This is a genomic window from Actinoplanes sp. NPDC020271 (assembly GCF_044388125.1).
Classification (GTDB): Bacteria; Actinomycetota; Actinomycetes; order Mycobacteriales; family Micromonosporaceae; genus Actinoplanes.
On the sequence record NZ_JBIRWQ010000017.1, the window covers coordinates 105,049 to 119,189 of the forward strand.

The following is a 14,141-nucleotide window of genomic DNA, read 5'->3' on the forward strand; positions in this document are numbered from 1 at the left end:
GACCCCTAGTTGTTCGACGGCTGTTGGACGGCGACCCGCTGATGCCGGCGGGGGGTGCCGGACGGCAGTGAGCAAGCCAGCCGGCGCAGGACGCTCGCCTCGTGGGCGGCGAGGTAGAAGTGGCCGCCCGGGAAGACGGCCGAGTCGAAGCCGGCGCTGCTGAACCGGGACCACTGCAGCAGGTCGGCGCGGCTGACGTCCGGGTCCTCGTCACCGCCCATGGCCAGCATCGGCGCGCGTACCGGCACGACCGTCGTGCGGTCGTAGCCGCCGATCAGCCGGTAGTCGGAGCGGATCGTGGGCAGCACCAGGTCAAGCAGCTCCGGTGCGGCCAGCAGATCCCCGAACGTGCTGTTCACCCGGCTGATCTCGGCGATCAGCGCGGCGTCGGTGAGCTTGTCCTTGTCACCCGGCTCCCGCTGGTCCGGGGCCCGGGAGCCGGAGACGGCCAGCAGGTCCACGACAGCGCCGTGGCGCCGCTGCAGCTCCAGCGTCACCTCGTAGGCGACGATCGCGCCCATGCTGTGCCCGAACAGCGTCAGCGGCGAGCCGAGCAGCGGGGTCAGCTCGTCGGCGATCGGGCCGACCAGGTCGGTGAGCGCCTCGGCGGCCGGCTCACGCAGCCGGTCCTGGCGGCCCGGGTACTGGACGGAGTGCACCGCCACGTCGGCCGGCAGCAGGCTCGGCCAGCTGCGGTATGCCTGAGCGGTGCCTCCCGCGTGCGGCAGGCACACGAGGTGGCTGGTCGGGTACGCGACGTCGTTGCACGGCCGCAGCCATCGTGCGGACGTCTGGCTCCCCCGGACGACCATGCTGATCGCCTCCCATCGGATAGGTGGAGGCCATAGCGAATCGTCGAGGGCTACCTGCTTTCTATAAGCGTCGATCTCCCGGTAAGCGCCGATCGCCGGATGCCGCTCCGGGGAGCGGCATCCGGCGAACACGACGGAGCCCGAGGACAGCGGCGGGGGTCCGCCGTCCTCGGGCTCCTAGGGGTGGGGGTCTGTCCACGGGGTCCCCACCCCGGCTCAGCCGGCCGCCACCCGGGGCCGGAGCACTCGCCACGTGACCGCGACGCTCGCGCCGATCGCCATGATCAGCGAGCCGAGGATCGCGGCGGTGACCACACCCCCGCTGAGCTGGATCGTGACGTCGGTGCCGGTCACCTCCGACAGGCCCGAGGCCATGCCGGCCAGCGGCGGCAGCGTCACCAGCAGGCCCAGCGCGATGCCGACACCGGAGATCAGCGCGGTCTCACCGATCACGAATTTCATCAGCTGCCGGACGGTGCCACCGGCCGACTTCATCACCGCGAAGTCGTCCTTGCGGCCGTATGCCGCCATCGCCATGTTGTTCGCGACCGCCAGGCCGCTGTAGCCGACCGCCACCACGATGAGCATCATTGCGAGGCTGGTGGTGAGGCGGGCGTCGGTGTTGTAGTCGGCCAGGGCGTAGCTCTGCGCGTCGTGCAGCGCGGCGCCGGCCGCCACCGTCTGCGGGGCGTTGGCCTGCGGGATGAAGACGGTGTCGGTGAGGGCCGCGCGGTCGTGCTGCCGGACCAGCGTCCGGGACATCACGAAGGCACCGCGGCCCGGGTCGTCCGGAAGCACCTGGGAGACCTTCACCGTTTCGCTCAGGCCGTCGACGAATCGGACGGTGACCGTCTGCCCGGCGGCGACGCCGAACATCTTCGCGGTGCTCTCGCCCAGCACGGCCTCGCCCGGCTTGTCCCAGCGCGGGTCCCGCGAGCCGAGCGCGTCGATCACGGTCGGGCCCTTGCCCGGGCGGTCCAGGAAGATCCGGGTCGGCAGCGCCGCCTTGCCTACCGGGTTCTGCGCCACCACCTGGTCGCTCAGGCCCGGCGTGCCCTCCGGCGCGATCAGGACCTGGCCGGCCAGCTTCTTCGTCTCACCGGCCGGGTACGCCGTCCGCATCGTCTCCACCATGCCGCTGATCAGCACCGCGAACCCGACCGCCGCGATGATCGGCGCCGCCGTCGAGGCCGCCCGGCGGGTCGCGTTCAGCAGTTCGGAGCGGATCAGCATCGGGCCGGCCGAGGTGGACCGCCGGGTCAGTGGTGCGGTGACCAGCCGGACCACCGGGCCGATGACGACCGGAGCGAGCAGCGCCGCCGCCACGATGAAGCACATGGCTGCGCCCATCGCCATGTTGATCCGGTCGTCCGCGCCGGACACCGCGGTCATCACCGCGAGCAGTACACCGAGGCCCAGCGCACCGGCCCCGGCCAGCCACCGGGTCGGCGTCATCGTGCGCTTCTCGGACTGCGCGTCCAGCAACGCCTCCAGCGGAGCCACCTTTGCGGCCAGCCGGCTCGCCGCCCACGAGCCGGCCACGGCCACCCCGACGCCGATCAGGGCCGCGGTCAGCAGCGGCCAGGCGGACACCGTGATCGCGAAGCCGGGAGCGGTCACGTCCAGGTTCACCAGGATCGCCTTCATCAGCGGCGCGGCTGCCACCGCCAGCACCGAGCCGGCCACCGAGCCGGCCAGGCCGACCCCGGCCGCCTCGCCGAGAATCATCCGGCGGATCTGCTTCGGCTGGGCGCCGATGGTGCGTAGCAGGCCGATCTCACGTCGCCGCTGAGCGGTCGCCAGGGCCAGGGTGGCGGCCACCACGAACACCGTCACGAACAGGCCGAGGATGGCCATCGCGGCGATCAACTGCGTGCCGAGGAAGCGCTTGTGCGCCACGAACTGCGGCTCCAGCGCGGACCGCGCCTCACCGGTGAGGACCGTGCCCGCCTCGCCGGTCAGGGCGTCCGCCTGCTTCGCCACGGCGCCGGCCTTGCCCGGGTCGTCCAGCAGCGGGGCGATCGTCCGTACGCCCGAATCGAGCTGCGCGGCGGCCGCGTCGGTGAAGAAGTAGCCGGGACCGTCGACCGTGCCCGAAACGGTCAGCTCCCGCAGCCCGGAGGCCAGGTTGAGCTGCAGTTTCTCGCCGGGTTTGACGTTCAGCGACGCGTCCACCGCGACCTGGTCGGCGGTCTGCGGCGCGGCGCCGGCAACCAGCTTGTACGGCGCCAGCAGGGTGCTGGACCAGCCGTGCCCGGCGTCCTCGGCCGCGTCGTCGGCCACCGGCTGCCCGTTGCGGAACGCCTGCGAGTAGAACGACCGGTCGATGACGGTCCCGTGAACTCCCTCGATCCCGCCGAGCCGGCCGGCGAGAGCCGCGGCGTCCGCCTCGCTCCACGGGATCAAGTCCTTCGGGGTGCCGCTCTCGTTCGCGGCCCGATGCGGGATGACGAGCACCGGCGCGGCCCCATAGCGCGACTGGACTTGTGGGCGGGCCGAGTCGTAGATGATCAGCGTGACGCCGATGAGGGCGACACCGAACGCGACGGCGAGGAAAGCGGCGACGAAGGAACGCCAGCGTTCACGGATGTTGGCCAGTGCGAGCATGATCAGTTCTCCAACCGGGTCATGTGGGCGGCGATGAGCTCGGGGTTGGCCGGGTCGCCCCGGCGCAGCGTCACCCGATCGGCGATCCGTCCGTCCTTGAGGAAGACCACGACATCGGCGTACGAGGCGGCGATCGGATCGTGGGTCACCATGATCGTGGTCTGCTGCTGGTCGTCGACGAGCGTGCGGAGCAGGGTCAGCACCTCACCGGAGGTAGTGGTGTCGAGGGCGCCGGTCGGCTCGTCGGCGAAGAGCACGTCGGGGCGGGTGATCAGTGCGCGGGCCAGGGCCACTCGCTGCTGCTGTCCGCCGGAGAGCTGGCTGGGCTTGTGTCCGGTGCGTTCGCCGAGGCCTACCCGGGTCAGCGCGGCGTGCACCGCGGCCGGGTCGGGCCGCTTGCCGGCGAAGCGCATCGGCAGTTCCACGTTCTGCGCGGCGGTCAGGGAGGCGACCAGGTTGAAGGCCTGGAAGACGAAGCCGATGTGGTCGCGGCGCAGGATCGTGCGGCGGTTCTCGTCCATCGCGCCGACGTCCTGCCCGGCCACCAGGATCTGCCCGGAGGTCGGCTGGTCGAGCCCCGCCGCGCACTGCAGCAGAGTGGACTTGCCCGAGCCGGAGGGGCCCATGACCGCGGTGAAGGTGCCGCGAGGGAAGTCGATGGAGACGTCGTCGAGCGCCGTTACGGCCTGGTCGCCGGATCCGTAGACCTTGCGGACGGTGTTGAGTTCAACCGCCGTCGTAACGGAGGTCATCTGCGTCGTCGTCATGCCAACTATCAGACCTTGCCGGCAGGGGTCGGCACATTGACCCGGACTGTAGTTCCGAAGGTAGAGTCCGCTCTACTGTGCGGCCCATGCGGGATGTCCTACGGTCGGAGAGTGCAAACCCGGACAGCGTGGCAGGCGATGGCCCAGCGCCCACTCGGATTCCTGTTCACCTCGTGGCCGTGGCGCGCTCTCGCGTACCTGTTCTCCGGTGTCCTGCTCGGTGCGGTGACCCTCGGGATCCTGGCCGCGTTGATCGCGACCGGCGTGATCTCCCTCGTCATCCTGATCGGACTGGTGCTGTTGCTCGCGACCGCCCTGTCCGGCCTCGCCGTGGCCCGCCTGGAACGCTGGCGGTTGCGACTGGTCGACGTGGACCGCACCGACGACCCTCATCAGGCGCCGGCCGAACCCGGCTTCCGGGCCTGGCTACGGACCCGGCTGGCCGAACCAGCGACCTGGCGGGAGCTGGCCTTCACTCTCATCTCCACCACCGCCCTGTGCTGGCTGGACCTGGTGGTGCTGGGGTTCGCGTTCGGCGTGCCGTGGATCTGCATCCAGGCCGCGGTTCAGGATCCGGCGGTGTGGCCGTGGGCGATCCCCGGCGTGCTGCTGCTGGCGGCGTGGCCTTACACCATCACCTCGTGGGCCGGCGCGCGCGCCGCCCTCACCCGGATCATCCTGTCGCCGCGCGACCAGGAGCTCGGCGAGCAGCTCACCGAGGTGAGCCGGTCCCGGGCCCGGCTGGTCGGCGCGTTCGAGGCGGAACGAGCCCGCATCGAACGCGATCTGCACGACGGCGCCCAGCAGCGGCTCGTGTCGCTCAGCATGCAACTCGGGCTGATGCAGCTGGACACCGAGCCGGAGTCCCCGTTGCACCGGCGGATCGGCGCGGCGCAGGAGCAGCTGTCGACGGCCCTGGCCGAGCTGCGCGACCTGGTGCACGGGCTCAACCCGCAGGTGCTCGCGGACAACGGCCTGGTCGCCGCGATCGAGGAGAACACCAGCCGGTTCACCATTCCGGTGACCGTCGACGTGCAGTTACCCGCCCGGCTGCCGCAATCCGTCGAGCTGGCCGCGTATTACGTCATCACCGAGGCGATGACCAACATCGCCAAGCACAGCGGCGCGACCACCGCCCGGATCACCGGGCGGCACCACGCCGACGTGCTGACCCTGCAGATCACCGACGACGGCGTCGGTGGTGCCGACCAGGGCGGCGGTACCGGGATGACCGGGCTTGCCGACCGGATCGGCGTCCTCGACGGCCGCATGCGGGTCTCCAGCCCGCCCGGTGGCCCCACCATCATCCACGTGGAGATCCCGTGCCCCTTCGTATAGTCGTCGCCGAGGACTCGTCCCTGCTGCGGGAGGGCCTCGTCGGCATCCTGAGCCGTTTCGGTCACGAGATCATCGCGGCGGTCGCCGACGCCGACGCCGTGGTGAAGGCGGTGCACTCGGACCAACCCGACCTGTTGATCACCGACGTGCGGATGCCGCCGCACCACTCCGACGACGGGTTGCGTGCCGCGGTGAAGCTGCGCGACGCGTTCCCCGGCCTGCCGGTGCTGGTGCTCAGTCAGTACGTGGAGCAGTCGTACGCCGCGAAGTTGCTCGACTCCGGCGACGGCGCCGGCGTGGGATACCTGCTCAAGGACCGGGTCGGCGCGGTCACCGACTTCATGAGCGCCGTCGAGCAGGTGGCCGCCGGCGAGACGGTGGTCGACCCGGACGTGGTCCGCCAGCTCATCCGCCGCCGGCAGGACCCGCGGGATCGGCTCAGCCCCCGTGAACAGGAGGTCCTGGCGCTGATGGCGGAGGGCCGCTCGAACCCCTACATCGGAGCGAAGCTGCATATCAGCGACGCCGCGGTGAACAAGCACATCGGCGGCATCTTCAACAAGCTGGAACTCCCGGTCGCCACTGAAGGGCACCGTCGCGTGCTCGCCGTCCTCGCCTATCTGCGCGGCTGAAAACCATGATCTGGTATGAACCGACTCGCACGAGGAGCCACCCATGAACCTCTCACCTCCGGCGGACCGCGTCCAGGCACCCCTGGCGACGCCCGCCGTTCTCGACGGCATCCTGCCGTCCTGTGTCGCCTCCGTCGAGCGCTTCGACGACGCCGTCGCCTATGACCTGTTCGACGTCGAGGAGCGGGCGATCGCCCGCACGGTCGACGCGCGGCGCCGGGAGTTCGTCACTGGCCGCTGGTGCGCCCGCCGGGCCATGGCGAAACTGGGCCTGCCCCGGGTGCCGATCCCGGTCGGTCACCGCGGGGCCCCCGGCTGGCCGGCCGGGGTGGTCGGCGCGATCACGCACTGTCGTGACTACCGGGCGGCGGCGGTGGGCCGCACCCGTGAGGTGCTCACCATCGGGATCGACGCGGAACCTGATCTGGTTCTTCCGGACGGCGTCCTGGACGCCGTCTCGCTGCCATCGGAACGCAGGGATCTGACCGAGCTGGCCGACCGGTGGCCCGGCACCGCCTGGGACCGTTTGATGTTCAGCGCCAAGGAGTCCGTGTACAAGGCGTGGTTTCCGCTGGCTCGCCGCTGGCTCGACTTCGACCAGGCCCGGGTCCGGGTCCGGGCCGACTCCGGTAGCTCTGGTGAGTTCACCGCCGAGCTGCTCGTCCCGGGCCCGGTGGTGCCCGGTCACGGGCGGCTTGACGGCTTCACCGGCCGCTGGGCCGCCGGAAGCGGTCTGGTCGTGACCGCGATCGTGGTGCCGGCGTGGACCGCGGGCCGCATGGGGTCGATTTGACCCCGTAAGAGAGCCGGTTGCGGGCGCAGGCCCGAGCCACACGAACTGCCGTTAGTTGTCGTTCCGCCGAACGGAGCCGCCGCCGGCGGCAGATGCGGCGCCAGACCCGGATTGCCGGCGCCGCGTTTCGGATGTGGGATGCGAGCTACTTCGGCTCAGGTGCTAAGTGGTGCGGTTGGGTGGTCGAACGAGCAGGCGATGCCTTGGTTGCCGGCTCGGCCCGGGGCGCGTCCCAGGGGAGGTCGCCGTGGCGTTGCTCGTCGTGGCTGAGGACGACTGTGACATTCGTGAGGTGCTGCTGCGGCTGTTCCGGCGTGACGGTCATACCGTCGTGGAGGCGGAGAACGGTGAGACCGCGTTGCGGGAGGTCTTGGCACGTCCCGACGTGGAGGCAGTGGTGACCGACATCGACATGCCGGTGATGTCGGGGCTGGAGTTGTGCCGGTGTATCCGTGCGGACAAGGACCGAGCCCGTCTTCCGGTGATCTTGGTGAGTGGCAGTCTGATGCCGGGCGATCGACGGCCGCGGCAGGTGGAGGCCACTGCCCTGCTGTCGAAGCCGTTCCGGCCGGCGGAGCTGCTGGGATGTCTGCGCCATGCCTTGGAAGCGGGTCATGAGACCGGGCAGGAACCGTGTGTCTGCGGTCACGACACCTGCGACCATCCCTAGCGCGGAGCAGCTGCCTCAGCGTTTCCGGTAACGGTCATCCTGGTGACGCCGCCGCGCGGGGTGGGCGATCGTGTTGTCGAGCAGCGCAGTGATCATCTGGGTGAGACGACGCGGCTCGCCCTGCAGCGGCATGCGGATCGTGAGGTCACCGGTATCTGCGTTGTTGATCTTGATCGGCAGACCTGGCGGCATGGCGCTTGTGGCGACCATCCCATGAGCCCGGACCGGTGTTGGCGTAGCCGGCGTTTGAGGCCAGCGGACCTTCGACGAACGTGTTCGTTGCGAACGCGTTCTTTCTGTTGTACGTTTCTGACGAACGCGTTCGTCAGGTCGCCGCCGCGGAGCGGCCTGATATCCGGTGTCCCGGTTCCGGCAAGGCGTACGTCCGGCCGGCCCCGCCGGGAGCGCCAGGGGCCGGGTGGGTCGAATCCGCCGATCTCGAACCATCGGGCCCCGGCGGCCAGCGCAGTTCCGCGCGTGACGAAAGGGAACCACCATGACAACCGCCATCATCAACGCACGAATCTTCGACGGGACCGCGGTTCTCGATGAAACGACCGTGCTGCTGGACGACGACCGGATCATTGCGGTGGGGAGTGAGCCGTCGGTGGATGCGGAAATCGTCGACGCGCGGGGCGCAACGCTGCTCCCCGGCCTGATCGACGCGCACGTACACACCAATGCGGCGAACCTGGCCCTGGCACTTCGCTTCGGAGTGACGACCGAGCTGGAGATGCAGGGCACCAACACCCGGCACAACCGGGCGCACATCAGCGAGAACGACACGGTCGCCGACGTGCGCTCGTCCGGGTTCGGGATCACCCCGCCGGGCGGGCACCCCAGCGAGCTGTTCCCCGAGGACTTCCGTCCTGGCCCGCCGCCCGGCGCGACCCCGCCGCGGGGAGCACGCCCGGCCGGCCCGCCGCCGGTGATGCCCTTCTCCACCACCCCGGAACAGGCGGTGGCGTTCATCCCGCAGCTGGTCGAGACCGGCTCGGACTACATCAAGTTCATGGTCGACGACGGCAGCGTCGAGGGTCACCGCGGACTGCCCATGCTCGACCAGGAGACCCTTGACGCGGGCGTCGCAGAGGCCAAGCGGTATGGCATGCTCACCGTCGCCCACGCGCTGACCATCGACGCTACCCGGATGGCGATCGAGGCCGGGATCGACGGCCTGGCACACCTGTTCATGGACCGCCCGCACACCGACGAGATCATCGCGCTGATCGCCGGTTCCGGCGCGTTCGTCGTGCCGTGCGTAGTCCTCAACGCCTCGATGATGGGCATCACCGGCGGCGAGCTCGCCGACGACCCCCGCGTGGCGTCCCGGCTGCCCGACGACTGGATGACGACCCTGCGTTCCAGCTTCGACCGCTACCCGCAGGGCAGTCTCACCGACGTACTCGCCTCCGTGAAGGCTCTGTACGACGCCGGAGTCGACATCCTGGTCGGTACCGACGCATCGGTTGCCCTGCCCTTTCTCGGTGGTCTGGCCCACGGCGCCAGCGTCCACCACGAACTGCAATACCTCGTGCGCGCCGGATTCACCCCGGTCGAGGCTCTGCGAGCGGCCACCAGCACTCCGGCGCGCCGGTTCGGCCTCGACGACCGCGGCCGCATCGCCCCGGGTCTGCGCGCGGACCTGCTTCTGGTCGATGGCGACCCGACCGCCACCATCAGCGACACGCTCAACACCCGCGCCGTGTGGCGGCGCGGCACCCGCGTCGTCCTTGACGGCGTCACCGACCAGCGCTGATCCAGCGCGGAGAAGGCTGACAACGCTGATGCGTACGAACATGTTCGATACGATCGCGTTATGAGTCCTCGTCGAGTTCCCGTCAGCCGCCGTGACCGGCCGGCCAAGCCGCCGCTGAGCCGAGCGGGCGCCGTCAGTGTGGCATTGGGCATCATGCGGGAGGAGGGCTTGGAGCGGGTGACGATGCGGCGGCTGGCCGCCGAGCTCGACACCGGCCCGGCCTCCCTCTACGTCTACGTGCAGAACATGGCCGAGTTGCACGGCGCGATCCTCGACGAACTGCTGGCCGGCCTCACTCTGCCCGATCCGGGTCGGACAGGCGAGCGTTGGCGCGAGGAGCTGATCGAGTTGCTCATCGGCTATACGGAGCTGCTGCTCGGCCAGCCCAGCCTGGCCCGGTCGATCCTGGCGCTGCGCCCGTCAGGACCGCATTACGTGCGCCTGGTCGACACCCTGCTCGGGTTGCTGTACGCCGGCGGAGTGCCGGTCGCGCAGGCGGCGTGGGGTGTCGATCTGCTGTTGCAGCACGGTACCGCCACCGCTGCGGAGCAGGGGGTGCGAAGTGAGGCGATCGGGGCACAGGCGGAGGAGGACGCATTCGTCGAGGCGTTGAACGAGGCCGCCGACGGCGACAGCCCGAATATTGCCCGTGCCCGGCACGAGTTGTTCTCCGGCACCGGAAGGCAGCGCCTGTCCTGGATGTTCGACGCGATGGTCGCCGGCATTTCGGCCGTCGCGGTGCCAGAAGGTTAGAAGTCGTCCGGTCTGCCAGGGATTGACGGTCCCTGGTTCGGTGCTCCTCCACATGTGATCGTTCGACGTCCGTGGCCAGCGGCTGACTCCGCAACGGAAGTCGAATGGAGAAACGCGTGCGACGTCGGACCCCGTCGAGGAATCCGGGCTCCTGCCGGTGACCGTACTCCTGGGTGCGGTGTTCGGTGTGGTGGTAGCCGTGCTGGCCGGCACGGTCGTGGTCATCATCGGACAGGCCCGCAGCGTGCAACGCATCGTTCCGGTCGCGATGCAACCACCGCCACGGGCTGACGGCCTGATCGGCGCGCGGTTCCCCGGGCCGCCGCTGACCATGACGGTCCTCGGGGACTCCTTCGCCGCCGGTTACGGGGCCGGCAGACGTCGGGAGACGGTGGGTGTTCTGCTGGGCACCGCTCTTGCCCGTCGTGCCGGCCGGCCGGTACGGCTGAATCAGCCCGCCTTCGTCGGCGCCATGTCCTCGGATCTGCCACATCAGGTGCGCGCCGCGCTCATCCATGAGCCGGATCTCGCGGTCATCTTCGTCGGGGGCAACGATGTCACCCGGTTCGCGCCACTGAGGGCGGCGGCCCGACAACTCGGCGACGCGGTCGGGAAACTACGGGCCGCCGGCTGCCAGGTCTTCGTCGGCACCTGTCCGGACCTTCGGATCCTGCCGCCGCTGCGGCCACCGTTGCGCTGGCTGGCGTCCTTACGCAGCCGGTCGCTGGCCGCCGCGCAAACGGCCGAGGTGAAGGCGGCGGGTGGTCATCCGATATCTCTGGCAGCGCTGCTCAATCCCCACTTCGAGGCCGATCCGGTACGGATGTTCGGCGCCGACCGCTTTCACCCGTCCTCCGAGGGGTATGCCCGGACGGCCGCCGTCTTTCTGCCACCGTTGCTGGCCGCGTTACGTGCGGAAGGCGTCATCGGACCAGGGTGCCCGGCCGCCCGGAGGTGACCAGGTCGCGTAGGTCCTTGCCGTTGCGGGCGGTGAAGACGAGCATGCGCTGCAGGCGGTCGGGACTGAAGACGACCTCACAGTCGAAGTCGACCCGGCCGGCCGTCGGGTGCAGCAGCGATGTGGTCTCCTGCCGGCACAGCCGTACCTCGTGGTTGTCCCACAGGCCGCGGAACTCGGCGCTTTCGGCCAGCAGCGTCGCGATCATCTGCTCGGCTTCGACGGGGTCGGGATCCTGGTCCGCCGCGGCGCGGACAGCGGCGGCATAGGTCGCGCTCTGGGCGGCGTAGATGTCCGCGGGATAGATGCTGCGTTCCTGCGGCGTCATGAACCACCGGAAGTAACCGCTTCGCTCCAGGCCCGTGTAATGCGTCTGGTCGCCGAACAACTCCAGGGCCAGTGGGTTCTGCAGCAGGGTGTGGGCCAGATTCGACATGATCATCGCCGGGTTTCCGTCGAGAGCGTGCAGCACTCGGCGCAGCCCCGGATCGACCTGGTCGAGGTCCGTGGTCTGCTGGGGCGGGTTGTGGCCGATCAGGTGGAACAGGTGGTCGCGCTCGTCGACGGTCAGGTTCAGCGCCCGGGAGAGCGCCGACGCCACCTCGGGTGACGGTCGCGGGCCGCGCCGTTGCTCGAGCCGCGTGTAGTAGTCGATCGAGATGTAGGCGCGTTCGGCGACTTCTTCGCGCCGGAGACCGCGGGTCCGGCGGGCCGTGTGACGAGCGGGAGCGAGGGCGGCCCGGCGCTGTCGCAGAAAGTCTGCCAACTCTTCGCGATTCACCTTCTGATCTTACGACGTGGCCTCTGACCTCCGGTTGTGCCCGCATGCCAGGGACTGCCGGTCCCTGGTACGGCCCCGCACCCCGTGCCACCGTTCGGTGTCTTACGAATGAGGAGAGATCGCGTTGGTGCTCAAGGTTCACGTGCCGCCGGCCATGGTTCACGGTGATGTGGATGAGGGCTACGGCCCGGTGGCCGATGCCTTTCGGCGCAACTTCGAGCAGGGGCGGGAGATCGGCGCCGCGTGCGCGGTCTATCGCGACGGCCGGAAGGTGGTCGATCTGTGGGGCGGCTACCGCGACGGCGTGACGTACGAGCCGTGGCAGCGCGACACGATGGTGCCGGTCTTCTCGACGAGCAAGGGCGTGTCGTCGATGGCGGTCGCGGTGCTGCACGCCCGCGGCCTGCTGGACTACGACGAGCGGGTGGCCGCCTATTGGCCGGAGTTCGCCGCAGCGGGCAAGGACGGGATCACCGTACGTCAGCTGCTGTCCCACCAGGCGGGGCTGCCGGTGATCGACCGTCCGCTCGATCTGACCGATCTGTCCGGCTCGATGACGCTGGCCGCGGCGCTCGCGGAGCAGCGGCCGGCCTGGGCACCGGGGGAGCGGCACGGGTATCACGGCCAGACGCTGGGCTGGTACGAGAGTGAGCTCGTCAGCCGGGTCGACCCGCAGGGCCGGCACCTGGGCCGGTTCTTCGCCGAGGAGGTGGCCGCTCCCCTCGGCCTCGACTTCCATATCGGCCTGCCGGAGAACGCCGACCGCACCCGAATCGCCCGGATCCACGGCTTCCGCACCTGGGAGATGATGCTGCACATCACCGCGATGCCACCGGCTTTCGCATGGGCGTTCGCCAACCCGCGGAGCCTGACCGCCCGGGCGTTCCAGAACCCGCGGGTGCTGGGCGTCCCTGAGAACATCAACCGGCCGGATGTGCAGGCCGCCGAGATCCCGGCCGTCAACGGCATCGGCCAGGTGCGGTCGATCGCCCGGCTCTACGGCGACGCCGCGGCCGGTGGCATCGGACTCGGGCTCACCACGTCGACACTTGACGCCTTGAGGAGTCCGGCCGAAACGCCGACGCGCGGTGCCACTGATCAGGTACTACGGCTGCCCACCCAGTACTCGTTGGGATATATCAAGCCTTTCCCCGCGTTCCGTTTCGGCTCAGCCTCCGGTACGGCGTTCGGCACGATGGGACTGGGTGGATCCTTCGGGTTCGCCGATCCGGACACGGGCATCGGATTCGCGTACGGAATGAATCGGCTCGGGTTTCACCTGTGGGACGACCCGCGCGAGGTGGCGTTGCGCGAAGCGCTGTTCGTCGATGTACTCGGCGAGATGCCGCAGCGACCGGTCTCCCGCTGAATGCCGTTTGACCTTGTGGCCGCTGCAAGGCGCAGGCTGAAGCCATGTTGTCGATCAAGGATTTCAGCGAGATGACGCATCTTTCCGCCCAGACGCTGCGCTATTACCACGCCGAAGGGGTGCTCGTCCCCGCCTTGGTCGACGAGCAGACCGGCTACCGCTCGTACACCTTCGACCAGATCGAGCAGGCCATGCTGATCAGCGTGCTGCGGCAGGCCGGCCTGGGTGTCAAGGAGGTCCGGCGGGCACTCGGCGAACCGGACGCCGCATCCGCTCTGCTGCGCGAGCACACCGCTCACCTTCAGCGCCGGCGCGAGGAGCAGGACGAGGCGATCCGGGCCGCCCAGGAACTGCTGGAGACACGTCCTGAGCCCTGCTCGCGCCGGGTTCCGGCGATGACCGTGGTGTCGCAGCCGGCGCCGGTCACCCCGCCGGGACGAGACCGGCAGGAGTGGGACCTGACCGAGGCGGTCCTCAGGGCCGCGACCGAAGACCTGATCGAGGTGGTGCGGTCGTGCGGTGCGACACCGGCGGGCACGCCGTGGCGGGTGCTCGCCCCCGGGACGGTGTTCACCAAGGAGGGGACCTTCTGGCTGGTACAGGTCCCGGTCCTGGGCGAGGCCGCGGCACTGGCCGTCCTACTGCCGAATGCCGAGGTGCAGGAGTACGGCGCGGGCGAGGAACTGTCGATCACTCTGCCGGGCCGCCCTTCGCTGGCGAAGTACTGCACCGCGCTCGGCCGGCTGCTCGCCCACCCGGTCGACGGTGTCTTCCCGGACCTCGGGCGGCTGCGTCACCTGGTCCACGAGGACAGCGTCGAGTTCAGCGTCCCGCTGCGCCGTGCCGATCACTAGCGGACGCGTGGTACCGCGGTACCACCGGCAGAGGGCACCGTGGTCCGA

The 14,141-nt window shown here is 69.9% G+C and carries 14 protein-coding genes; 9 read left to right on the plus strand and 5 right to left on the minus strand.

Features of this window, described 5'->3' with window-relative positions; translation table 11 throughout:
• Positions 1 to 5: 5 nt before the first annotated feature.
• From ACH442_RS31135 to ACH442_RS31145, 3 genes are all read right to left on the minus strand, one after another.
• Complete coding sequence (locus ACH442_RS31135) at positions 6 to 812, minus strand: thioesterase II family protein (RefSeq protein WP_396341688.1); 807 nt, start codon at positions 810 to 812, stop codon at positions 6 to 8.
• 216 nt (positions 813 to 1,028) lie between these two features.
• Complete coding sequence (locus tag ACH442_RS31140) at positions 1,029 to 3,419, minus strand: ABC transporter permease (protein WP_396341689.1); 2,391 nt, start codon at positions 3,417 to 3,419, stop codon at positions 1,029 to 1,031.
• A gap of 2 nt (positions 3,420 to 3,421) precedes the next feature.
• Positions 3,422 to 4,171 (minus strand): ABC transporter ATP-binding protein, encoded by a 750-nt coding sequence (locus ACH442_RS31145; RefSeq protein ID WP_396341788.1) that lies wholly within the window; start codon positions 4,169 to 4,171, stop codon positions 3,422 to 3,424.
• A gap of 108 nt (positions 4,172 to 4,279) precedes the next feature.
• Between ACH442_RS31145 and ACH442_RS31150 the strand changes: the two genes are divergently transcribed.
• The 4 genes from ACH442_RS31150 to ACH442_RS31165 all read left to right on the plus strand — a co-directional run bounded on the left by ACH442_RS31150 (position 4,280) and on the right by ACH442_RS31165 (position 7,619).
• Positions 4,280 to 5,524 carry a sensor histidine kinase gene (locus ACH442_RS31150; protein ID WP_396341690.1) on the plus strand — a complete coding sequence of 415 codons (1,245 nt, stop codon included), beginning with the start codon at positions 4,280 to 4,282 and terminating at the stop codon, positions 5,522 to 5,524.
• On the plus strand, positions 5,521 to 6,156 hold the full coding sequence (locus tag ACH442_RS31155; RefSeq protein ID WP_396341789.1) for a response regulator: 636 nt from the start codon (positions 5,521 to 5,523) through the stop codon (positions 6,154 to 6,156). The genes ACH442_RS31150 and ACH442_RS31155 overlap by 4 nt, the downstream gene beginning before the upstream one ends.
• 43 nt (positions 6,157 to 6,199) lie before the next feature.
• The gene (locus ACH442_RS31160) at positions 6,200 to 6,949 is read left to right on the plus strand and encodes a 4'-phosphopantetheinyl transferase (RefSeq protein ID WP_396341691.1); all 750 of its coding nucleotides are present in this window, start codon (positions 6,200 to 6,202) and stop codon (positions 6,947 to 6,949) included.
• Positions 6,950 to 7,196: 247 nt separating this feature from the next.
• Positions 7,197 to 7,619 carry a response regulator gene (locus ACH442_RS31165; RefSeq protein WP_396341692.1) on the plus strand — a complete coding sequence of 141 codons (423 nt, stop codon included), beginning with the start codon at positions 7,197 to 7,199 and terminating at the stop codon, positions 7,617 to 7,619.
• Between the two features lie 15 nt (positions 7,620 to 7,634).
• Here ACH442_RS31165 and ACH442_RS31170 read toward each other — a convergent pair whose 3' ends face one another.
• A complete protein-coding gene (locus tag ACH442_RS31170) occupies positions 7,635 to 7,829 on the minus strand; it encodes a hypothetical protein (protein ID WP_396341693.1) in 195 nt (64 codons plus the stop codon).
• A 286-nt stretch (positions 7,830 to 8,115) separates the two neighbouring features.
• On the opposite strand from ACH442_RS31170, the gene ACH442_RS31175 reads away from it, so the two are divergent.
• From ACH442_RS31175 to ACH442_RS31185, 3 genes are all read left to right on the plus strand, one after another.
• Positions 8,116 to 9,378, plus strand: coding sequence for an amidohydrolase family protein (locus tag ACH442_RS31175; protein ID WP_396341694.1), 1,263 nt, complete (start codon positions 8,116 to 8,118; stop codon positions 9,376 to 9,378).
• Positions 9,379 to 9,438: 60 nt separating this feature from the next.
• Positions 9,439 to 10,131: a TetR/AcrR family transcriptional regulator gene (locus tag ACH442_RS31180; RefSeq protein ID WP_396341695.1), complete on the plus strand. Its 693-nt coding sequence runs from the start codon at positions 9,439 to 9,441 to the stop codon at positions 10,129 to 10,131.
• Between the two features lie 157 nt (positions 10,132 to 10,288).
• Positions 10,289 to 11,089: an SGNH/GDSL hydrolase family protein gene (locus ACH442_RS31185; protein ID WP_396341696.1), complete on the plus strand. Its 801-nt coding sequence runs from the start codon at positions 10,289 to 10,291 to the stop codon at positions 11,087 to 11,089.
• Here the strand turns inward: ACH442_RS31185 and ACH442_RS31190 are convergent.
• A complete protein-coding gene (locus tag ACH442_RS31190; RefSeq protein ID WP_396341697.1) occupies positions 11,055 to 11,870 on the minus strand; it encodes a helix-turn-helix transcriptional regulator in 816 nt (271 codons plus the stop codon). The genes ACH442_RS31185 and ACH442_RS31190 overlap by 35 nt on opposite strands.
• Positions 11,871 to 11,997: 127 nt before the next feature.
• Here ACH442_RS31190 and ACH442_RS31195 point away from each other — a divergent pair, with 127 nt between their 5' ends.
• Both ACH442_RS31195 and ACH442_RS31200 read left to right on the plus strand, forming a co-directional pair.
• On the plus strand, positions 11,998 to 13,239 hold the full coding sequence (locus ACH442_RS31195) for a serine hydrolase domain-containing protein (protein ID WP_396341790.1): 1,242 nt from the start codon (positions 11,998 to 12,000) through the stop codon (positions 13,237 to 13,239).
• Between the two features lie 44 nt (positions 13,240 to 13,283).
• A complete protein-coding gene (locus ACH442_RS31200) occupies positions 13,284 to 14,093 on the plus strand; it encodes a MerR family transcriptional regulator (protein WP_396341698.1) in 810 nt (269 codons plus the stop codon).
• The last annotated feature ends 48 nt before the right edge of the window (positions 14,094 to 14,141 follow it).

What these genes read in the sequence shown, in the direction of transcription:
- ACH442_RS31135 (WP_396341688.1), bottom strand. Translation starts at nt 812, where the DNA reads ATGGTCGTCCGGGGGAGCCAGACGTCCGCACGATGGCTGCGGCCGTGC.
- ACH442_RS31140 (WP_396341689.1), bottom strand. Translation starts at nt 3,419, where the DNA reads ATGCTCGCACTGGCCAACATCCGTGAACGCTGGCGTTCCTTCGTCGCC.
- ACH442_RS31145 (WP_396341788.1), bottom strand. Translation starts at nt 4,171, where the DNA reads ATGACCTCCGTTACGACGGCGGTTGAACTCAACACCGTCCGCAAGGTC.
- ACH442_RS31150 (WP_396341690.1), top strand. Translation starts at nt 4,280, where the DNA reads ATGTCCTACGGTCGGAGAGTGCAAACCCGGACAGCGTGGCAGGCGATG.
- ACH442_RS31160 (WP_396341691.1), top strand. Translation starts at nt 6,200, where the DNA reads ATGAACCTCTCACCTCCGGCGGACCGCGTCCAGGCACCCCTGGCGACG.
- ACH442_RS31170 (WP_396341693.1), bottom strand. Translation starts at nt 7,829, where the DNA reads ATGGTCGCCACAAGCGCCATGCCGCCAGGTCTGCCGATCAAGATCAAC.
- ACH442_RS31175 (WP_396341694.1), top strand. Translation starts at nt 8,116, where the DNA reads ATGACAACCGCCATCATCAACGCACGAATCTTCGACGGGACCGCGGTT.
- ACH442_RS31180 (WP_396341695.1), top strand. Translation starts at nt 9,439, where the DNA reads ATGAGTCCTCGTCGAGTTCCCGTCAGCCGCCGTGACCGGCCGGCCAAG.
- ACH442_RS31200 (WP_396341698.1), top strand. Translation starts at nt 13,284, where the DNA reads ATGTTGTCGATCAAGGATTTCAGCGAGATGACGCATCTTTCCGCCCAG.